The following is a 20,166-nucleotide window of genomic DNA, read 5'->3' on the forward strand; positions in this document are numbered from 1 at the left end:
TCTTGGGGAAAACCGCTAGAAGCTGTGGATATTCATGGAAGCGTCACAAGAGATAGGCGCGTTTTTGCTTGATGGGGCGTGGCGGCACTGGCAAAGCTGACGCGTTCTCAGGGCGGGGTGGAAGTCCCCACCGGCGGTAGGTCTTCGTTTGAGGACAAGCCCGCGAGCGGCTTTTCGTTTTGCGAAAAGTGCCAGCAGATCAGGTGCGCCGCGCGCGGCAAGTCCTGAGCCGACGGTTAAAGTCCGGATGGAAGAGACGATGCGCAGCCGCGTGCGCCCTTTCGGGGGTGCGCGATGGTCTGCGTTTCAATGCCTTGGGTGACGTGTCGAACCTAAAGGAGAAGAGCCATGACACACACCCTCACCACCCCCCGCTACGCCTTTGTCAAAGCCGGCTGGCACGCGGACATTGTGGACCAGGCCCTGGCCGGGTTCTGCGAGATCATACCCGTGGCGCAGGTCGATGTCTTTGACGTGCCGGGCGCGTTCGAGCTGCCGCTCATGTCGCGTGATCTGGCTGCCACCGGGCGTTACGCCGCCGTGGCCGCCGCCGCGCTGGTCGTGGATAGCGGCATCTACCGACACGAGTTCGTGGCGCAAGCTGTGGTCGATGGCCTCATGCGCGCGGGGCTCGACACGGGGGTGCCGGTGCTTTCGGTCTCCCTCACGCCGCATGCCTATCAGGACACGCCGCATCATCGGGAAGTGTTTGGGAAGCACTTCGTTCTGAAGGGGCGTGAGGCGGCAGAGGCGGCGTTGCAGATTGCTATAAGCCGTCGGGCCTTGGCGGCTTAGGGCTCGCCAACTAGCATCGGTTTTCGTTCCGCTGCAATCAAAGCACCCGCCTGACAGGCACTGTCAGGCCGCGCCGACCCGCCCCCGTCAAACCAAAGGTTTGCCTTCGGCAAAACGGGCGGCGCGATGCGCCACCCCTCGGGTCGGCGCGTGAACTTTTGTTTCTCTATTTGAACGTCGAAGGCCAGCAGCTTAACCCGCTACTTCTTCCCCTCAAGCGCTTCGATCCGCGCCAGAAGCGCCGCGTTCTCCTCGCGGGCTTTCTGCGCCATCGTGCGCACGGCGTCGAACTCTTCACGGGTGACGAAGTCGCGGTCTGCGAGCCACCGGTCGATCATCGAATTCATGGCGGTCTCGGCCTCGGTCTTGGCCCCCTGCGCGACGCCCATGGCGTTGGTCATCAGCTGCGAGATGTCGTCAAAGACTTTGTTGCGGGTCTGCATGGCTCACTCCGTGGCGTTTGACATGTATATGGTGCGCAAGGCTTTGCCGCGCAAGGTTGACCATCCCAGCCGCGCCTTGCATGAGGGGCGCCATGCAGGCCGCGATCCCGTTCCCGTCCATCTCGCCCGAGATCTTTTCGGTCACGCTTTTTGGCGTCGAATTCGCCCTGCGCTGGTACGCGATGGCCTATATCGTCGGCATCGGGGTCGGCTGGTGGATCGCAAGGCGCGCGGTGCAGAACGCGGGCCTGTGGCCGGCGGGGAAGCCCCCCATCGACAAGGCCGCGCTTGAGGACCTGGTGACCTACATCATCCTCGGTGTGATCGTCGGGGGGAGGCTGGGGTATGTCTTCTTTTACCAGCCCGCCTACTACCTGAGCGACCCGCTCGAGATCCCCGCGATCTGGCAGGGCGGCATGGCCTTTCACGGCGGCTTTCTCGGGGTGGGCGCGGCGCTCTGGCTGTTCTCGCGCAAGCATGGCGCGCCGCTGGGTCAGGTTTGCGACATCCTAGCGGTCGCAACGCCTCCGGCGCTGCTGCTGGGGAGGAGTGCCAACTTCATCAACGCCGAGCTTTGGGGGCGTCCGACGGACCTGCCCTGGGGCGTGATCTTTCCCGGTGAGGCGGCGCAAGCCTGTGGGCAGGTCGCGGGGCTCTGCGCAAGGCATCCGTCGCAGCTCTATGAAGCGCTTCTTGAAGGGCTCATCCTCGGGCTTGTCCTCCTGTGGCTCGCCTTTCGGCGGCAGGCGTTCTTTCGCACGGGCCTCCTCACGGGCGTGTTTTTCGCCGGCTACGGCGCCGCAAGGTTTGCGGTGGAGTTCGTGCGCCAGCCCGACGCGCAGTTCGTGACCGACGGCAATCCGCTTGGACTGGCGTGGCATGTCGGGGGATACGGCCTGACGATGGGACAGCTCTTGTCGCTGCCGATGACCCTCGTTGGTCTTTGGCTGATCGCACGAGCGCGGCGGGCATGAGCCTCAAGGACAAGCTTTTGCGCCAGATCGCGGCAGACGGGCCGATGCCGCTCAACCGTTACATGGCCGCGTGCCTGGGCGATCCCGAGCATGGGTACTACGCGACGCGCCAGCCGCTAGGACAGGACTTCGTCACCGCGCCGGAGGTGAGCCAGATGTTCGGCGAGCTTTTGGCGTTGGTGCTGGCGCAGGCGTGGACCGAGCAAGGGACACTGAAGCGGATCCTCCTCGCCGAGCTGGGACCGGGACGCGGGACGCTCATGGCGGACATGCTGCGCGTGATCCGGCACGTGCCGGGGATGGCGGAGGCGGTGGAGGTGCATCTGGTCGAGACTTCGCCCGTGCTGCGCGCCGAGCAAAAGACCCGGTTGCCGGAGGCGACATGGCATGACAGTGTCGAGAGCTTACCCGAAGGGCCGCTCTATCTCGTCGCCAACGAGTTCTTTGACGCCCTTCCCATCCGCCAGTTCCAGCGTACCGACGACGCCTGGCGCGAAGTGCACGTGGGCGCAAACGGCGACGCACTTGCGTTCGGCCTTGGCGCCCCTGCCCCGATCGCCGCACTCGCGCACCGGCTCGAGGACTCCCGCCCCGGTGACATCGTAGAGACCTGCGCGCCGGCTATGGCGATCACCGAACAAGTAGCGGACCGCATCGCGCAGCACGGCGGCGGCGCACTCTATATAGACTATGGCGACTGGCGCTCCGTCGGGGACACCTTTCAGGCAGTCAAGGCACACAAACCGGTGGACCCGTTGAAGGCGCCGGGCAAAGCGGACCTGACGGCGCATGTGGATTTTGAACCGCTGGCGGAAGCGGCCAAGGCGCAGGGCCTCTGGCACTCGCGCCTGACACCGCAAGGCATCTTCCTCGAGCGGCTCGGGATCACCCAGCGCGCGCAGGCGCTCGCGAAGGGGATGGACGAGGACGCTCTGCAAACGCACATCGCTGCGCACCGCCGCTTGATCCACCCCGAGGAGATGGGCACGCTCTTCAAGGTGCTCTCCTTTGCGCAAGAGCCAATGCCGGGATTTGCAGATGACTAGCCTCTCGCCCATCACGTCAGACCTTTTGAACGGGACCAAACACGGGTTCTTCACCCGAGAGGGTGGCGTGTCGACGGGGATCTTCGCCTCGCTCAACTGCGGGCTGGGATCGGGCGACGACCGTGAAGCGCTAAAAGAGAACCGCGCACGCGTGGCAACTTGGATGGGTGTGGAGGCACACGCCCTCCAGTCCGTGCATCAAATCCACTCGGCGCGCGTGCATGCCATCACCCATCCTACGTACGCGCGCCCGGAAGGGGACGCGATGGTCACTGCGACGCCGGGGATCGCTCTGGGGATTTTGACCGCCGACTGCCAGCCCGTGCTCTTTGCCGATGAAGAGGCAGGGGTGGTCGGTGCCGCGCATGCCGGGTGGAAAGGCGCTTTGGGCGGAGTGCTCGAGGCGACGGTCGAGGCGATGGTGGGGCTTGGCGCCACACGCGAGGCGATCAAGGCGGTGATCGGTCCCAGCATCGGGCAGGCGAGCTACGAGGTCGGGCCGGAGTTCATGGAGCAATTCCTAGACGAGGACCCGGAGACGGCGCGCTACTTTGCGCAAGGACAAGGTGACCGGCTGCTTTTCGATCTGCCGGGCTTTGGTCTCAGCCGCTTGCGCGCGGCTGGCATCGCGGAAGCCGAGTGGACGCGCCACGACACCTATGCCGATCCAGAGCGATTCTTCTCCTACCGCCGCTCTGTGCACCGCAAAGAGGGCGATTACGGGCGGCTGATGGCCTGCATCCGGGTCTGATCCGGGCGAGATTGTGGCACGGGCCGGGCAAGCCGCGCCCATTTCCGTCACCGAAGGGCCGATCGCGCTGCCGCGCAATCGTCGGTACGAAAAATTAAGGTTAATTTCCAGTGCGTTAACCAAAGTGGGCAAGCTTGCCCCATTTCAGCCCCGCGCCTTGCGCGCTTTTTTGGAAAACTTGCATCGAATGCCAAAAGCTGGCCGCAAACCAATTCCATATTGGCCTCAGTCAGGAACACACCCGAGCACACGGGCAACAGAACGGAACTCAGGTCATGAAACTCAGCACCCGCTACATCAAATCGGCCATCGCAACCGCAGCCGACACCAAGACAGCTCTTCCTTGGGAGCGCGGTGCGCGTCGGGCGTCCTTCATCGCGGCTCGCAAAGCGACCAAACTGAAGTCCGCCTGAGGGCTTCTCCTCTCACAGCTTTCGGGCGCCGGTAAGGCGCTTGGCCACTCCGGGCACGCCTCGGAGTGGCTTTTGCGTTTTTTGGGCGCCGGGGTCTTTGACTTGATACCTGAGCCGTCGACCTTTCCCCCTACACATTCGGAACAGACGAGCACGCGCCGGCCCGAGGGGTGGCGGATCGCGCCGCCCCATGGGGGCGGGTCGGCGCGGCCTGACGGTGCCCGTCAGGCGGGTGCTTTGAATCGAGCGTGTGTATATCAGGTCAAAGGTCGCTTACTTCGGGTTTTATTTGTTGGCGCATCACTTAGCGCCCCAAACCAATCCCGAATCAGAATGTGGCGAACTCGTTTCGCCCCTGCGCACAATTTAGGTTTGCCGCAAATTTTAGGCGAAGTGCTCCGGCCAATCAGGTCGGAATTTTGACACAGATGTGCAAAACCGCGATTTTTGTACTCATCAAATCGCAACGAAGGTAACGGTCCTTCTGTCGTTGTCGGTGGGGGCCGGCGCGGATGTGACTACCCCAGAAAGGGGGGATCGCATGGCACACCTCGATACTCGGACACCCGAGCCCGGCACCGCGCGTGCCCTTGTTCCCATTCCGCAGGCCCAACCGGGTCCGTTTGCTCGGCAGGGACGGCTTCCTCAAAGCGCCCAGCCTCTCATGCGCAAGTATGAGGTGGCCTCCCTGCTGCCCAACCTCTCGGTCAAGACCTCACACCATATCGCGCCGGCGACGCCGCTCTTTACCGATACGGCGTCGGCCTTTGCGCATGGCACGCTGATCGACACGATTTCGGGGCCGGTGGCGGTCGAGGACCTGATCCCCGGCGATCATGTCGAGGTGCAGGGCGGAGACCCGGCGGCGATCCTCTGGATCGGCTCGACAATGATGGCGCCGAACCGCCCCGACCTGGATGGCGCGCTGTCGCAGCTGGTGCGGATCATGCCCGACACGTTTGGACTGGCGCGCCCGATGCGCAACCTGCTGCTCGGGCCCGGGGCGCGGGTCCTGCAACCCCAGCATGGCGCGGAGGGTGCAGCGCTGGTGAACATCCGCGACACGATGGACGGGATGAGCGTGATCGAGGTCACGCCCCCCTCGCCCGTACGGCTGTATCACATCGCGACCAAGCGGCATGCGGTCATCCACGCCGACGGGATCGCGGTGGAGACCTACCATCCCGGCCGGTTCAACGGAGAGGGGCTCGGGATCAACACGCGCTCGCTCTTCTTATCGATGTTCCCGCATATCACGGGCTTTGCCGACTTTGGCTCGCTTGCCTATCCGCGTAAGCTCGGAGAGGACGATCTGCACGCGGCGTGAGTGTGGCTGCTTTGATCTGATGCAATGAAAGCAGTAGTTCACGCGCCGTCCCGCGGGGTGGCGCATCGCGCCTCCCGTTTTGCCCAAGGCAAACCTTCGGTTTGACGGGGGCGGGTCATGCCAGAGGCATGCCTTTGGCATGACGCGGCCTAACCGTGCCGGTCAGGCGGGCGCTTTGAATTAAGCGCACGAATTTGGAAAAGCGGCTCGCCGCCTCACGCCGGCTGACTGAGCCTTTCCTCGAGCACATCGAACGGCACGCCGGGCGCGTCCTTGGCGCCGCGGATCACGAGCGACGTCTTGACCGACCCGACATTGTCGGCGGTCAAAAGCTCGGACGTCAGAAAGGTCTGGAAGGTCGAGAGGTCCGGCGCCACGCATTTGAGGATGAAGTCCACCTCGCCGTTCAACATGTGGCACTCGCGCACAAGCGGCCAGGAACGGCAGCGCTCCTCAAAGGCGCTCAGATCGGCCTCGGCCTGCCGCTGCAGACCGACCATGGCGAAGACCTGCACTTCGAACCCCAACGCGCGCGGATCGACATCGGCGTGGTAGCCGCGGATGAAACCCTGCTCCTCCAATGTGCGCACCCGGCGCAGACAGGGCGGCGCGGAGATTCCGACACGCTTGGCCAGTTCGACATTGGTCATCCGGCCATCGTCCTGCAACTCGGCGAGAATCCGGCGATCGATCTCGTCCAGCCGGTGATTTGACATAAGATACTCCTCCGCAGGCGGCCGCAGCACTCGGCCAACGCGACATTTTATTACGCAATAAAGCAACAATAGTTCAAGCCGGACACATTCAAGATAACAAACAAAAAGGCGCGCCTGGGACAGACACGCCGATTTGTGCTGAAATAAAGTGCTGAGGCGCGTCCGAGGGGAGCCGGCGGCGGCCTGACACGGGCATAACGCAGACAGGCAACCGTTTTATGACAACGCAGATGTGAGACGACGCGGCGGCAGAGCGCCTTTTCCCGGGCGCGGCAAGCGCGTATATGAGCCGCGTTGCCACCCAGCCCCAAAGGACAGCGCCATGGCCGAGACAAAATCCACGAAAGTGCTCATCATCGGCTCGGGGCCCGCCGGCTACACCGCCGGGGTCTATGCCAGCCGCGCGATGCTGAAGCCGGTGCTCGTGCAGGGGATCGAGCCTGGCGGCCAGCTGACGACGACCACCGAGGTGGAGAACTGGCCGGGCGACACCGAGGTGCAGGGCCCCGACCTGATGATCCGCATGCAGGAACATGCCAAGGCGATGGGCTGCGAGATCATCGGCGACATCATCACCTCCGTCGATTTTTCCAAACGCCCGTTTGTGTGTCAGTCCGACAGCGGCATGGTTTACGTTGCCGACGCGATCATCCTGGCCCCCGGCGCGCGCGCCAAATGGTTGGGCCTTCCGAGCGAGGAAAAGTTCAAGGGCTTCGGCGTCTCTGCTTGCGCGACCTGCGATGGCTTCTTTTACCGGGGGCAGGAGATCGTCGTCGTGGGCGGCGGGAACACGGCCGTCGAAGAGGCACTGTTCCTCACGAACTTCGCCTCCAAGGTCACGCTGATCCACCGCCGCGACGAGCTGCGCGCGGAAAAGATCCTTCAGGACCGCCTTTTCAAGAACCCCAAGATCGAGCCTCTCTGGTTCCACGAGATCGAGGAGGTTTACGGCACCGACGCGCCCCTGGGCGTCGAGGGGGTGAAGGCGAAGCACACCAAGACGGGCGAGATCACCGACATCCCGTGCAAAGGCTTCTTCGTCGCGATCGGGCACGCCCCCTCGAACGAACTGGTCAAGGACGTGCTTGAAACGCACATGGGCGGTTACGTGGTGACCAAACCGGACAGCACCGAAACCTCGATCCCCGGCGTTTTTGCCGCGGGCGACATCACGGACTGGCAATACCGCCAGGCGATTACCAGCGCCGGGATGGGATGTCAGGCGGCTTTGGAAGTCGAGCGGTTCCTCGCAGAGCACGGCGAGGCTGAGCGCGAGACGGTCACCGAGCCTTTGGGATACGGCGCGGAACCTGCGTAACTGGTCTTGAATTTTCCGCATAAGCTGAAATCAAAGCGCCCGCCTAACGGGAACCGTTAGGCCGCGCCGACCCGCCCCCATGGGGCGGCGCGATACGCCAGCCCGCGGGACGCCGCGTAAAATTCTGTTTCGGAGATATCAGGCTGAAATTCGCCTGTGTAACCGGTCCTAAATCAGCCATATTGTTGCGAGATTGGAAAAAGCGCCGCGGATCGGCGCTTTTTTGTTGCCGATCACAACAAGCTCCAAAGTTTGTTCTTTTCTGAACACAATTGCCATGCAATACGTTCACACGTGAACAAACCCTGAGTCGCACCTGATGCCCACTGCCGTCGCAGATACCCTGACGCCCGAAGAGGACCAGCGCTTTCGCCTGCTGCGGCAGATCGATCTTGCGCCGGATGCCTCTCAGCGCGCAACCGCGGGCGCGCTCGGCATCTCGCTCGGGCGCTTCAACGCGCTTTTGCGCGGAGCGGTCGACGCAGGATTTGTCAAAGTCTCCGGCAGCGACAGCACCGACAAGCGCCAACGCTTTGCCTATGTGATCACATCCAAAGGCGCCGCCGAAAAGGCGCGCCTCGCCGCCGGGTTTCTCGCCCGCAAACGCGCCGAATACGACGCACTTCACGCCGAGCTGACCGGCACCTCGAGCAGTCTGACCAGTACCCCAAGCAGGACCCTTCCGATGCAAAATACCCTCGCCCCGATCCCGGAGCTTTACGTCTCTTACGACTCTGCGCAAAAGCTCAAGATGGAAGCGGCTGACCTCGTCAGCTGGGACCTCACACCGCGCCAGATTTGCGATCTGGAGCTGCTGATGAACGGCGGATTCAACCCGCTCAAAGGGTTCCTCGGTCAAGAAGATTACGACAGCGTGGTCGAAACCATGCGCCTCAAGGACGGCTCGCTCTGGCCGATGCCGATCACTCTGGATGTGTCCGAAGAGTTCGCATCCAAGCTGAGCGAGGGGCAGGACATCGCGCTCCGCGACCAGGAGGGTGTGATCCTCGCCACCATGACCGTCACCGACAATTGGGTGCCGAACAAGGCGCGCGAGGCCGAAAAGGTATTCGGCGCCGACGACAGCGCGCACCCGGCGGTCAACTACCTGCACAATCAGGCAGGCGCCGTCTATCTCGGCGGTCCGGTTGTGGGCATCCAGCAGCCGGTGCACTACGATTTCCGCGCGCGCAGGGAGACCCCGAACGAGCTGCGCGCGTACTTTCGCAAGCTGGGCTGGCGCAAGGTCGTGGCCTTCCAGACCCGCAACCCGCTGCACCGCGCCCACCAGGAACTGACCTTCCGCGCCGCCCGTGAGGCGCAGGCGAACCTCCTGATCCACCCGGTCGTGGGCATGACCAAGCCCGGCGACGTCGATCACTTCACCCGCGTGCGCTGCTACGAGGCGGTGCTCGACAAGTACCCGAACTCCACCACGCATATGTCGCTGCTGAACCTTGCGATGCGCATGGCAGGTCCGCGCGAGGCGGTCTGGCACGGCCTGATCCGCGCCAACCACGGCTGCACGCACTTCATCGTCGGCCGCGACCACGCGGGTCCCGGCAAGAACTCGGCGGGTGAGGACTTTTACGGGCCCTACGACGCGCAGGACCTCTTCCGCGAGCACCAGGACGAGATCGGCATCGAGATGGTCGACTTCAAACACATGGTCTACGTGCAGGAGCGCGCGCAATACGAGCCCGCCGACGAGATCAAGGACAAGGACGACGTCACGATCCTCAACATCTCCGGCACCGAGCTGCGCCGCCGTCTGGCCGAGGGTCTGGAAATCCCCGAATGGTTCTCCTTCCCCGAGGTGGTCAAGGAGCTGCGCAAGACCAAGCCGCCGCGCTCCAAGCAGGGCTTTACCGTTTTCTTCACCGGCTTCTCCGGCTCTGGCAAATCGACGATCGCCAACGCGCTGATGGTCAAGCTGATGGAGATGGGCGGGCGTCCGGTCACGCTGCTCGACGGTGACATCGTGCGCAAGAACCTCTCGTCCGAGCTGGGCTTTTCGAAAGAGCACCGCGATCTGAACATCCGCCGGATCGGCTATGTCGCGAGCGAGATCACCAAGAACGGCGGCATCGCCATCTGCGCGCCAATCGCGCCTTACGCCACCACCCGCCGGGCCGTGCGTGAGGATGTCGAGGCGTTCGGGGCCTTTGTCGAGGTGCACGTCGCGACCTCCATCGAGGAGTGCGAGCGCCGCGACCGCAAGGGCCTCTACAAGCTGGCGCGCGAGGGTAAGATCAAGGAATTCACCGGGATTTCAGACCCCTACGATGTGCCGCAGAACCCCGAGCTGAGCGTCGAGACCGAGAACGTGGACGTCGACAACTGCGCGCATCAGGTGATCCTCAAGCTCGAATCGATGGGCCTGATTGCCGCCGAGTAGGCGCGTGCCGACGGTCTGTCTCGCAACGATTCCCGCACGCGCTCCGATCCTGGAGCGCGTGCTTTTGTCTTTGCTGCGGCAGAGCCTCGCGCCCGATCAGATCATCGTCAGCTGGTGCCGCAGGTACCGGCGGTTTCCCGGCACATTCGACGCGCCGCGCGTCCCTGACGGTATCACGCTGTTCGAGACAAAAGACCTCGGACCGCTCACAAAACTCGCGCCCCTTCCCACCCTCACCGGCACGGTGGTCTGGTGCGACGACGATTGCCTCTACAGCCCCCGCTGGCTCGAGACGCTCTGCGCAGCACGCGGCGAGATCGCGGCGGCGTCTTGTTTTGACGTGGAACGGCTCAAGCGTTTGGGGCCGGGGCTGGTGGCGCAGGGCTTTGCCGGTGTGCGTGCGCCGGTGGAGGCGTTGGCGGATGTGCTGGATGCGCCGGATGAGGCGATCTGGGCGGATGACGTGTGGATCAGTGGTGCGATGGCCGCAAAGGGGTACGAGGTGAGCGCGGTGCCGGAAGCGCGAGCCAAGGTGACGCCGCTTAAAGGCGACGCCGCTTTACAGGACTTGGGTCGCAAGGACGCCAATCAAGCGGCGGCGGAAGCGGTTTCAGCGCAGTTCGGGATTTGGCCGCCGGCGCCGTAAGGTGGGCAAGTGCCCACCCTACACCTGCGGCGTGACCCCTCCGAGCACGGTGCGAAAGACATCCGTGTCGACATTTCCGCCCGACAGGATCACCGCGACCTTCTTGCTGGCCAGCGCCTCTTTGTCCTTCAAAGCCGCCGCGAGCGCCGCGGCCCCTGCCCCTTCGGCGACGTTGTGCGTGGTCTCAAAGAGTATCCGCATGGCCGCGGCCACCTCATCCTCGCTCACCTCGGCAATCCGCGACGCGCCGGTGCGGTAGATGGCAAACGCCTCCGCCGACGGCACGCGCACGGCCATTCCGTCGGCAAAGCTGCGCGCGGCGTTGGTCTCGACCACCCGCCCGGCCTCGACGGAGAGCTTGGCGGCGTTGGCGTTCTCGGCGACCACGCCGACGATCTCGGCCTTGGCCCCGACCGCGTCCCGCGCCGCAATCGTCCCGCAAATGCCCGAGCCGAGCCCGATCGGCACGTAGACCACATCGAGGTCCGGGTGCGCCTCGAAAAGCTCAAGCCCGTAGGTCCCGACGCCCGCGACCAGCTGCGGGTGGAACGACGGCACGAAATAGAGCCCCTCCGCCTCCGCAACGCGGTGCGCCTCGATCCGGGCCTCGTCGAAATCGTCGCCATGCTCGACCAGCTCGGCACCAAAAGCCGCCATGGCCGCGTTCTTTTCCACGGAATTGCCGCGCGGGACAAAGACCTTGCAGGCCAGACCCGCCTGCGTCGCCGCGAGCGCCTGGCTTTGACCGTGATTGCCGCGCGTCGCGGTCACGATGCCGCGCACGTCCGGGTGCGCGTCCTTGAGCCAGCGCATAAACGTCACGCCGCCGCGCACCTTGAAGGCGCCGGTGGGGGCGTGGTTCTCGTGCTTGACGATGAGGTCGGTGCCAAGCTGCCGGCTCAGCAACGGCCAATTGCGCGCAGGCGTGGGCGGCACCACGGTCTGCACCAGCGCGTGCGCGCGTTCGAGGTCACGAAGAGCGATCATGGCGTGAGGAAACCCGATCCCAGCACCAAGGTCAAAGCATCAGATCGCCGGACATCAGCACATGGCCCTGGCCTGCGACCCTGACCCCGGTAATGGCGTTTGGTGGGCCCAGCACCTCGACCCGCGCTTGGCCCGGACGGCCCATGTCGTGACCTTGCTCGGCCGTGTAGGTGGGGCTGTCGATCAAACTGTGGTGCCAAAGGTAGGCCGCCGCCGCGCCGGTGGCGGACCCGGTGAAGGGATCCTCGGGCGGGCTTGGCGGCAGCATCAGGAGTCTCCCGAACGTATCCCCGGCCTCTGTCGCGCCCTCGCGCGTGATGAGGTAGGGCTCGCACATGTCCGCCGCGCCACCGGCAAAGTCGCGGGCATAGGCGTCGGCCAGATCAAGCTGCAGCCTTGCGCGCTGAATCGTCGCCCGGTCTTTGACCAGCGTGATGCAGAACGGCAGCCCGGTGGAGGTGAACTGCGGCGGATGCAGGATATCGCCCGGAGCAAGGCCCACCAGCGCAGCGACCCGGTCCGCGGGGACGGTGTCCCCGAACTCCGGCGCCACCTGCGTCATCACGATCCAGCCCTGGTCGAGTGTGATCTTGACCAGCCCCGCGCCCGTCTCGAGCGTGCAGTCGCCGGTCAGAACGCCCCGGTGCAAGCATGCGGCGACGGTCGCGATGGTCGGGTGCCCGGCAAAGGGGATTTCGCGCGAGGCGAGGAAATAGCGGACCTTGAGGTCCGCGACATCCGAGGCTTCGGTGAAGGTACACTCGACCAGCGAGGTTTCCCGGACAAAGGCCATGCAGGTCTCGGCGTCCAGCGCGGCAGCATCGTGCACCACCGCGCAGCCGTTCCCGCCAAAGGCGCGTTCTGAAAAGGCGTCTACCCAGTCGACTTGGTACGGCATGGCGTGTCCTCCTAGTCCGGAGGAAAGCAGGCCGGCGTGTCCACGTCCAGAAGGAGGACAATGACGTTTCGTGATACGTCTGATTGCAAGGGCGTATGGGTAAAGAGGTCCCGGGTCAGGCCCGGGACGCGAGGTGCAAGCGCCGACGCTCAGTGCACCGTGACAGGCGCCATGTCGTTTTGGCGAGCCAACACGAAGGCCAGCTGACGGTCCTTGACCAGCGCCAGCCGCTCGCCGCTGGCGTTGTGAACCGCGTAGATCGTCTTGGCGCCCATGGCTTGCGGGCGGATCTCGGCGGGCAGCTCGGCCACCTCGACGGGGCGCACATAGACAAGCGCATCCTCTTCGAACTGAGCGAAATCAACAGCTTGGTTCATCTTACACCCCTTTCTTGATCTGTATCGTTTGCACGATGGTCTCGGGCTTGGCCTTGGTCAGGTCGACGTGAAGCAGGCCGTTCTCCATCACCGCGTCTCCGACCTCAACGCCGTCGGCGAGCACAAAGCTCCGCTGGAACTGGCGCGCCGCAATGCCGCGGTGGAGAAAGACGCGGTCCGCGCCGTCATCCCCCTGCCGTCCGCGGATGACCAACTGCCGGTCTTCGACCGTGATCGCGAGGTCTTCCTCGGCAAAGCCTGCCACCGCCAGCGTGATGCGGTAGGAAAAATCCGAAGTCTGTTCGATATTGTAGGGCGGATAGCCCTCATTGCCGGTCTTGGCACTGCGTTCCAGCAGGCGCTCCAGCTGCTCGAACCCGAGCAAGTGGGGATGGGTCCCCAGGGTCAACTTTGTCATCGACACGTCCTCAAAAGATCAAGCGACAGTCCAGAAAGGCCCCGTCAGGCGACCTCCCTGACACAAAATATGGGACGCCCTTGGGTCCGCTGCAAGGGTGCATGAGGGCTTAACGGCAGCGGCGCGAGGCGGTATGCTCAATACGTGAGCGGGCCATGGGCGGGTCATCATCAGGACAGCCGCCCGGGCAAAGGAGTGAGCATGAACGCGCCCTCAGACCTGTCGATGAAGAGCGATGACGTCCTGCGGGTCGAACTCGAGGTCCTGCGTGAGGAGCACCGGGACCTCGACGAGGCGATCCGCGCGCTGCAGGACATGGGGCGCGACCAGCTGACGATCCAGCGGCTCAAGAAGAAGAAGCTGCGTCTGAAAGACCGCATCGCGCTGATCGAAGACCGCCTGACCCCGGACATCATCGCGTAGGACACTTCGCGTTGCGCCCCGCCTTGGTGCGCCTATAAAGCGTCACGGACGCAATCCCGGCAGGAGATACACATGACACCACCAGTCGGGATCATCATGGGCTCGCAATCGGACTGGCCGACCATGAAGGGCGCGGCAGAGGTGCTGGACGAGCTGGGCGTCGCCTACGAGGCGCGCATCGTCTCGGCGCATCGCACCCCGGACCGGCTGTGGGACTACGGACGCGGCGCCGCGGACCGGGGCCTCAAGGTGATCATCGCGGGCGCAGGCGGCGCGGCGCATCTCCCCGGCATGATGGCGTCCAAGACGCGCATTCCAGTGATTGGCGTGCCTGTGCAGACCAAGGCTTTGTCTGGCGTCGATTCGCTCTACTCCATCGTGCAGATGCCGCGCGGGTTTCCGGTGGCGACCATGGCGATCGGCGCGGCAGGTGCCGTGAACGCCGGGTTGATGGCGGCGCAGATGCTCGCGGTCGAAGACGCAGGTCTCGCGGCCAAGGTCGATGCCTGGCGCGCGGCGCTCTCGGCCTCCATCCCCGAGGTGCCGGTCGATGAGTGACGCGCTGGCGCCCGGTTCGGTCATCGGCATCCTCGGCGGCGGTCAGCTGGGGCGTATGCTCTCGGTCGCGGCAAGCCGACTGGGCTACAAGACGTGCATCTACGAGCCCGGCGGCGACTGCCCTGCGAGCCATGTGGCGAATTTCCACTTCAAGGCGGGCTACGACGACACGGAAAAGCTCGAGCAGTTTGCCAAGGCCGTCGACGTCGTCACCTACGAGTTCGAGAATATCCCGACAGACGCCCTCGACGTGATCGAGGCATTGGTGCCGATCCGCCCCGGCCGGGAGGCGCTCCGCGTGAGCCAGGATCGGCTGACGGAAAAGAACTTCCTGCAGGGGCTGGGTCTCAAGACCGCGCCTTATGCCGATGTGCCGGACGAGGCGTCCTTGACCAAGGCGCTCGAAGAAATCGGCGCCCCCGCGATCCTCAAGACCCGCCGCTTTGGTTATGACGGCAAGGGGCAGGCCCGGATCAAAGAGACTTCCGAAGCCGCCCAAGCCTTCGCCGACATGGCTGGCGCGCCCGCGATCCTCGAAGGGTTTGTGGATTTCGACCGCGAGGTCTCCGTCATCGCAGCCCGCGGAACCCAAGGCGACGTCGCCTGTTTCGACCCCGGCGAGAACGTCCACGAGGGCGGCATCCTGCGGACCACCACCGTCCCCGCCACGCTGAGCGCGTCCCAACGCACGGATGCTGTGCTGCTCGCTGCGCAAATCCTGAACGCGCTCGATTATGTGGGCGTCATGGGTGTGGAACTCTTTGTGACAAAGGACGGCCTCGTTGTGAACGAGATCGCCCCGCGCGTGCACAATTCGGGCCACTGGACGCAGAACGGGTGCCTCGTCGACCAATTTGAGCAGCACGTTCGCGCGGTCGCGGGCCTTCCTTTGGCGGATGGCGCAAGACATGCGGACGTCGTGATGGAGAACCTGATCGGCGCCGACATGGACCGTCTACCTGCGCTGATCGCGGACCCCAAAGTGGCGGTGCACCTCTATGGCAAGGCAGAGGTGAAGCCGGGCCGCAAGATGGGACATGTGAACCGGCTGGCATAAGCGCTTGATTTGCCCCGCACCGGGCGGCAGGCTCAGGCCATGACCCCTGCCCTTTCCGCCCGTATCGACGCGCTGCGCGAGGACCTGATCGCGCTGACCCAGGACCTGATCCGCATCCCGACGCTCAACCCTCCGGGTCATGCATACCTGGAGATTTGCGAGTACCTCGACCATCGGCTGAAGGGGGCGGGCTTTGCCACGCAGATGATCCGCGCCAACGGCACGCCGGGCGATTCTGACAAGTACCCACGCTGGAACATCGTTGCACGCCGCGAGGGGCGGCATCCGGGGCAGACCGTGCACTTCAACTCGCACCATGACGTGGTGGCGGTAGGCGAAGGCTGGACGATGGACCCGTTCACCGCGCCGCTCATCGACGGAAAGGTCTACGGGCGGGGCGCCTGCGACATGAAGGGCGGGCTCGCCGCGTCGATCATCGCCGCCGAGGCTTTCATCGCCGAGCACCCGGACTTTGCCGGCGCCATCGAGATCAGCGCGACGGCGGATGAGGAATCGGGCGGCTACGGCGGGGTCGCCTACCTTGCCGAGCACGGGCACTATGCCCATGTCGATCACGTCATCATCCCCGAGCCCCTGGGCCACGACCGCATCTGCCTTGGCCATCGCGGCGGCTGGTGGGCAGAAATCGAGACGAAGGGCGAGATCGCCCATGGCTCGATGCCGTTCCTCGGGGATTGCGCGGTGCGTCACATGGGGGCGGTGCTGTCGGAGTTCGAGGACAAGCTCTTTCCCGCGATGGCGCGGCGCACCACGGACATGCCGGTGGTGCCGGAGGGCGCGCGCTCCTCGACGATGAATATCAACGCGATCCACGGCGGGCAGCGCGAGCAGGAGCCGGACTTTGACGGCCTGCCTGCGCATAACGTGCCCGACCGCTGCCGCATCCAGATCGACCGGCGGTATCTGGCGGAAGAAAGCTATGATGGCGTGCGGGGGGAGATCGAGGGTCTGCTCGACGGGCTCAAGGCTTCGCGGGCCAAGTTCGACTACACGCTCGAGGAGCTGAACCACGTCGCGCCCTCGATGACCGACCGTGCCGCGCCGGTCGTCACGACGGTGCACCGCGCGATCGAGGACGTGCTGGGCCGCGCGCCGGACTACGTGGCCTCGCCCGGGACCTACGACCAGAAGCACATCGACCGGATCGGGAAGCTGCAGAACTGCATCGCCTACGGGCCGGGCGTGCTGGAGCTGGCGCACAAGCCCGACGAGTGGGTGGGTGTCGACGACATGGTGGACAGCGCCAAGGTCATGGCGCACGCGCTCAGGCAATTGTTGCTCGGGCGTTGATTGATGCGCACTGGGGGCCAGCCCCCAGACCCCCGGGATACTTCTCGCCAGAAGAAGCTTGCGGTCGCTTAGAAGGGGTCGGCTGTTGCGAGGGCGAGGCCGTCGCCGATGGCGGTCAGGGCCGCGCCGCGGTGGAGATGAGCGTTTGGGCAGAGGGCTGTCATTGCGGTCTCGACGACGGACATGAGGCTGGAGCCGCCGACGAAGATGAGATGGGTGACGTTGTCTGTAGTGTGACCGGCGCGGGTGATCGTGGCGTAGGCCTCTTCGGTGAGGCGGGTGCCTTGGTCGGCGAGACTGGCGGCGAGGGCGGCGGTGGTGAGGGGGACAGTCAGGCCCTTTTCGAACATGCCCATGTCGACCTGGCTGTCTTTGGTGTTGGCGGCGATCTTGGCGGCTTCGACGGCGAAGGCGAGGTCGTGGCCGAGTTCCTCTTCGATGGCTTGCGCGAGGCGGGTGAGTTTGGCGGGCTCCACGGCGTGGCGGGCGAGGTCTTGGGCTTGGCGGAGCGTGTCCTTGGTGTAGAGAAACGGAATCTTGGCCCACGTGGCGAGGTCGGCAAAGACCGCGTTGGGCGCTAGGTGCGTGGCATCGCCAAAGCTGTGACGGACATCGGTGCCTTTGCCGAGCTGAGGCATGACGTGGTCGAGGGAGACGAGCCGGTCGAAATCGGTGCCTCCGAGGCGGATGCCCCCGGTGGAGAGGATGTCGACGTTGCTCCCGTCACCGGTGAAGAGCGTGAAGTCGGACGTGCCGCCGCCGATGTCGACGATGAGGCCGAGGGCATCCGAGCCTAGGACTGCGGCGTTGGCGCGGGCGGCGGCGACGGGTTCGGGCACGAAGCGGACGTCTTTGAAGCCAGCAGCGGCGTAGCAGGCACGGAGGTCCTCTTGGGCCTTCGCGTCGCGGGTGGGATCGCCGGAGTGGAAGTGGACGGGGCGTCCAGACACAGCGCGGTCAAAGGTTTGACCCGTCTGCGCCTCGGCCTGCGTCTTGAGGTGGCGCAGGAAGTGTCCGATGATGTCGACGAAGGTCAGCCGCTGACCCATCAGACCGCGCTTTTCATGCATCAAAGATGTGCCGAGGATCGACTTGAGCGCGCGCATGTAGCGGCCGTAGCTGCCGTCGAAGAGCTCTTGGTTGGCGGCGCGTCCGTAGCGCACGGCGCGGGCGTCGAAGTCGAAGAAGACCGCTGTGGGCAGGGTCGTCTCCGCCCCTTCGACGGGGAGGAGCGTGGGCATCCCGTCCCGCATCAGGCCAACGGCGGTGTTGGACGTGCCGAAATCGACGCCGAGGACGCTGCCGGGCATGGGGTCTCTCCGAAAATGGTGGGAGGCGAGCCGTAACGTCGCCCGGGTCCAAGGGCAAGGGCTGCTGGTCATGCGCCGCGTCAGCCGGTATCCTGCGGCCAGCCAACAAGGGAGACACCTCATGCGCCAATTGCGTTCCTGGGTTCTGGCCACCTCCGCAACTGCCCTTTTGGCGGGCGCGGCGTGGGCCAAGGACGACATCACCGTGGGCCTTCAGCTGGAGCCGCCGCACATGGACCCGACCTCTGCCGCGGCGGGGGCGATCGACCAGGTGCTTTATTCGAACGTCTTCGAAGGGCTGACGCGCTTCATGGAGGACGGGAGCGTCGTTCCGGGGCTCGCCGCAAGCTGGGAGATCAGCGAGGATGGGTTGAGCTACACCTTTGCGCTGCGCGAAGGGGTCACCTTCCACGACGGGACGACGATGGATGCCGAGGACGTGAAGTTCTCCCTCGACCGGGCGCGGGCGGAAGACTCGACCAACGCGCAGAAGGCGCTCTTTGCCGGGATCGCGGATGTGACGGTGAATGGCCCGACCAGCGTGACGGTGACATTGTCTGAGCCGAACGGCAATTTCCTCTTCAACCTTGCCTGGGGGGACGCGGTGATCGTGGCGCCCGAGAGCATCGAGGGGATCAAGCAGCAGCCCGTCGGGACCGGGCCCTTCCAGTTTGCCAACTGGGTGCAAGGCGACCGGGTCGAGCTGAACGCCTATGACGGGTACTGGGGCGACAAGCCGGCGCTGCAATCGGCGACGTTCAAGTTCATCTCGGACCCGACAGCCGCCTTTGCCGCGATGATGGCCGAGGACATCGACGCCTTCTCAGGCTTTCCCGCGCCCGAGAACTTGCCGCAGTTCGATGCGGATCCGCAGTTCCAGGTGCTGATCGGCTCGACCGAGGGGGAGACGATCCTCAGCACCAACAACAAGCAGCCTCCGTTCGACAACGTGCTGGTGCGGCGCGCGCTGGCGCATGCGATCGACCGGCAGGCGATCATCGACGGGGCGATGTTCGGCTACGGCACGCCGATCGGCACGCACTTTGCGCCGCACAACCCGGCCTACGTCGATCTGACCGCCGGGTCGGCCTATGACCCGGACCGGGCGCGCGCTTTGCTCGCGGAGGCCGGCATGGGCGACGGGTTCGAGACGACGCTGCACCTGCCGCCGCCTTCCTACGCCCGTCGGGGCGGGGAGATCATCGCGGCGCAGCTCGCCGAGGTTGGGATCGAGGCGGAGATCATCAACGTCGAGTGGGCGCAGTGGCTGGAGACGGTGTTTCGCGGCAAGAACTTTGGCCTGACCATCGTCAGCCACACGGAGCCTTTCGACATCGGGATCTACGCACGGCCGGAGTATTACTTTCAGTACGACGACGCAGACTTCCAGGCGATGTACGCAGCTCTGAATGCCGAGACCGACCCCGACGCGCGGACCGCGATGCTGGGCGACTTGCAGACAAAGATCGCGGGTGATGCGGTCAACGGCTACCTCTTCCAGCTGGCCTCGCTGGGTGTGGCCAATGCCAAGGTGCAGGGCATGTGGGCGAACGCGCCGACGCAGGCGGTGGACCTGACCGGTGTGAGCTGGGCGGACTAAGCCGCACCTCTAACTGGACACAAAAAGTAACCGGACACAAAAAAGGCGCCGCTCTCCCGGGCGGCGCCTTCTCTATGCAGGGATCCGGTATCGGCCTCAGACGGGTCCCGCCTCCGCCACGCGGCGCGGGTCGTCCAGAAAGAGCGCCCAGCGCAGGGTCTTGATCCCGAAGTGCAGCACCAGAACGAGCGTACACACCAGCGCCAAAACAGCACTCAGTGCGAATAAGTAGTGCAACGCAACCTCGGGCAAGAACCCCAGACCGCCGGTCAGCACATACGCGCAAAGCCCGACGGTTGCGGTCAAACACCCAAACACCTTTACCATGAACAGACCCCGGAAACTCGTCACCACACGAGGACACTGTTCCCGTTTCGCGGGCGGGAGTGGAGGGGAAAAA

General features: G+C 64.7%; 22 protein-coding genes and 1 riboswitch. Of the genes, 14 read left to right on the top strand and 8 right to left on the bottom strand.

Annotation, left to right across the window (positions count from 1 at the left end; genetic code table 11):
* Positions 1-99: 99 nt before the first annotated feature.
* Positions 100-262: riboswitch (FMN riboswitch) on the top strand.
* 86 nt (positions 263-348) lie between these two features.
* Entirely contained in the window at positions 349-795 is a 447-nt protein-coding gene (locus tag ACU0B3_RS00300) for a 6,7-dimethyl-8-ribityllumazine synthase (protein WP_446258804.1), read from the top strand.
* Between the two features lie 200 nt (positions 796-995).
* Here ACU0B3_RS00300 and ACU0B3_RS00305 read toward each other — a convergent pair whose 3' ends face one another.
* Positions 996-1,238 carry an accessory factor UbiK family protein gene (locus ACU0B3_RS00305; protein ID WP_446258805.1) on the bottom strand — a complete coding sequence of 81 codons (243 nt, stop codon included), beginning with the start codon at positions 1,236-1,238 and terminating at the stop codon, positions 996-998.
* Positions 1,239-1,330: 92 nt separating this feature from the next.
* Between ACU0B3_RS00305 and lgt the strand changes: the two genes are divergently transcribed.
* The 5 genes from lgt to ACU0B3_RS00330 all read left to right on the top strand — a co-directional run bounded on the left by lgt (position 1,331) and on the right by ACU0B3_RS00330 (position 5,749).
* The gene (gene lgt, locus ACU0B3_RS00310; protein ID WP_446258806.1) at positions 1,331-2,212 is read left to right on the top strand and encodes a prolipoprotein diacylglyceryl transferase; all 882 of its coding nucleotides are present in this window, start codon (positions 1,331-1,333) and stop codon (positions 2,210-2,212) included.
* Positions 2,209-3,258 (top strand): class I SAM-dependent methyltransferase, encoded by a 1,050-nt coding sequence (locus ACU0B3_RS00315; RefSeq protein ID WP_446258807.1) that lies wholly within the window; start codon positions 2,209-2,211, stop codon positions 3,256-3,258. Before lgt ends, ACU0B3_RS00315 begins: the two co-directional genes overlap by 4 nt.
* Complete coding sequence (gene pgeF / locus ACU0B3_RS00320) at positions 3,251-4,009, top strand: peptidoglycan editing factor PgeF (protein WP_446258808.1); 759 nt, start codon at positions 3,251-3,253, stop codon at positions 4,007-4,009. The genes ACU0B3_RS00315 and pgeF overlap by 8 nt, the downstream gene beginning before the upstream one ends.
* Positions 4,010-4,284: 275 nt before the next feature.
* The gene (locus tag ACU0B3_RS00325; protein WP_446258809.1) at positions 4,285-4,422 is read left to right on the top strand and encodes a hypothetical protein; all 138 of its coding nucleotides are present in this window, start codon (positions 4,285-4,287) and stop codon (positions 4,420-4,422) included.
* 664 nt (positions 4,423-5,086) lie between these two features.
* Positions 5,087-5,749, top strand: coding sequence for a Hint domain-containing protein (locus ACU0B3_RS00330; protein ID WP_446258810.1), 663 nt, complete (start codon positions 5,087-5,089; stop codon positions 5,747-5,749).
* 215 nt (positions 5,750-5,964) lie between these two features.
* Here ACU0B3_RS00330 and ACU0B3_RS00335 read toward each other — a convergent pair whose 3' ends face one another.
* On the bottom strand, positions 5,965-6,465 hold the full coding sequence (locus ACU0B3_RS00335; RefSeq protein WP_446258811.1) for an Lrp/AsnC family transcriptional regulator: 501 nt from the start codon (positions 6,463-6,465) through the stop codon (positions 5,965-5,967).
* Between the two features lie 322 nt (positions 6,466-6,787).
* Between ACU0B3_RS00335 and trxB the strand changes: the two genes are divergently transcribed.
* The 3 genes from trxB to ACU0B3_RS00350 all read left to right on the top strand — a co-directional run bounded on the left by trxB (position 6,788) and on the right by ACU0B3_RS00350 (position 10,827).
* Positions 6,788-7,783 carry a thioredoxin-disulfide reductase gene (gene trxB / locus ACU0B3_RS00340; RefSeq protein ID WP_446258812.1) on the top strand — a complete coding sequence of 332 codons (996 nt, stop codon included), beginning with the start codon at positions 6,788-6,790 and terminating at the stop codon, positions 7,781-7,783.
* Between the two features lie 319 nt (positions 7,784-8,102).
* Positions 8,103-10,181: a bifunctional sulfate adenylyltransferase/adenylylsulfate kinase gene (locus ACU0B3_RS00345; RefSeq protein WP_446258813.1), complete on the top strand. Its 2,079-nt coding sequence runs from the start codon at positions 8,103-8,105 to the stop codon at positions 10,179-10,181.
* A gap of 4 nt (positions 10,182-10,185) precedes the next feature.
* Positions 10,186-10,827 carry a glycosyltransferase family 2 protein gene (locus tag ACU0B3_RS00350; RefSeq protein WP_446258814.1) on the top strand — a complete coding sequence of 214 codons (642 nt, stop codon included), beginning with the start codon at positions 10,186-10,188 and terminating at the stop codon, positions 10,825-10,827.
* A gap of 18 nt (positions 10,828-10,845) precedes the next feature.
* Here ACU0B3_RS00350 and ACU0B3_RS00355 read toward each other — a convergent pair whose 3' ends face one another.
* From ACU0B3_RS00355 to ACU0B3_RS00370, 4 genes are all read right to left on the bottom strand, one after another.
* On the bottom strand, positions 10,846-11,814 hold the full coding sequence (locus ACU0B3_RS00355) for a threonine dehydratase (protein WP_446258815.1): 969 nt from the start codon (positions 11,812-11,814) through the stop codon (positions 10,846-10,848).
* Between the two features lie 31 nt (positions 11,815-11,845).
* Entirely contained in the window at positions 11,846-12,712 is an 867-nt protein-coding gene (locus ACU0B3_RS00360) for a PhzF family phenazine biosynthesis protein (protein WP_446258816.1), read from the bottom strand.
* 149 nt (positions 12,713-12,861) lie between these two features.
* Positions 12,862-13,089 carry a DUF1150 family protein gene (locus ACU0B3_RS00365; RefSeq protein WP_446258817.1) on the bottom strand — a complete coding sequence of 76 codons (228 nt, stop codon included), beginning with the start codon at positions 13,087-13,089 and terminating at the stop codon, positions 12,862-12,864.
* Between the two features lies 1 nt (position 13,090).
* The gene (locus ACU0B3_RS00370; protein ID WP_446258818.1) at positions 13,091-13,507 is read right to left on the bottom strand and encodes an Hsp20 family protein; all 417 of its coding nucleotides are present in this window, start codon (positions 13,505-13,507) and stop codon (positions 13,091-13,093) included.
* A 201-nt stretch (positions 13,508-13,708) separates the two neighbouring features.
* On the opposite strand from ACU0B3_RS00370, the gene ACU0B3_RS00375 reads away from it, so the two are divergent.
* The 4 genes from ACU0B3_RS00375 (at position 13,709) to ACU0B3_RS00390 (ending at position 16,856) form a co-directional block, all read left to right on the top strand.
* Positions 13,709-13,930: a YdcH family protein gene (locus ACU0B3_RS00375; RefSeq protein WP_446258819.1), complete on the top strand. Its 222-nt coding sequence runs from the start codon at positions 13,709-13,711 to the stop codon at positions 13,928-13,930.
* A gap of 72 nt (positions 13,931-14,002) precedes the next feature.
* Positions 14,003-14,488 (top strand): 5-(carboxyamino)imidazole ribonucleotide mutase, encoded by a 486-nt coding sequence (gene purE / locus ACU0B3_RS00380; RefSeq protein WP_446258820.1) that lies wholly within the window; start codon positions 14,003-14,005, stop codon positions 14,486-14,488.
* The gene (locus ACU0B3_RS00385; RefSeq protein ID WP_446258821.1) at positions 14,481-15,545 is read left to right on the top strand and encodes a 5-(carboxyamino)imidazole ribonucleotide synthase; all 1,065 of its coding nucleotides are present in this window, start codon (positions 14,481-14,483) and stop codon (positions 15,543-15,545) included. Before purE ends, ACU0B3_RS00385 begins: the two co-directional genes overlap by 8 nt.
* 39 nt (positions 15,546-15,584) lie before the next feature.
* On the top strand, positions 15,585-16,856 hold the full coding sequence (locus tag ACU0B3_RS00390; RefSeq protein WP_446258822.1) for an acetylornithine deacetylase/succinyl-diaminopimelate desuccinylase family protein: 1,272 nt from the start codon (positions 15,585-15,587) through the stop codon (positions 16,854-16,856).
* 68 nt (positions 16,857-16,924) lie between these two features.
* Here the strand turns inward: ACU0B3_RS00390 and ACU0B3_RS00395 are convergent, their stop codons facing one another.
* Entirely contained in the window at positions 16,925-18,166 is a 1,242-nt protein-coding gene (locus tag ACU0B3_RS00395; protein ID WP_446258823.1) for an Hsp70 family protein, read from the bottom strand.
* Positions 18,167-18,287: 121 nt separating this feature from the next.
* On the opposite strand from ACU0B3_RS00395, the gene ACU0B3_RS00400 reads away from it, so the two are divergent.
* On the top strand, positions 18,288-19,766 hold the full coding sequence (locus tag ACU0B3_RS00400; RefSeq protein WP_446258824.1) for an ABC transporter substrate-binding protein: 1,479 nt from the start codon (positions 18,288-18,290) through the stop codon (positions 19,764-19,766).
* Between the two features lie 96 nt (positions 19,767-19,862).
* Here the strand turns inward: ACU0B3_RS00400 and ACU0B3_RS00405 are convergent, their stop codons facing one another.
* Positions 19,863-20,072 (bottom strand): hypothetical protein, encoded by a 210-nt coding sequence (locus ACU0B3_RS00405; RefSeq protein WP_446258825.1) that lies wholly within the window; start codon positions 20,070-20,072, stop codon positions 19,863-19,865.
* Positions 20,073-20,166 lie beyond the last annotated feature (94 nt).

This window comes from Pseudaestuariivita sp. (genome assembly GCF_052825805.1).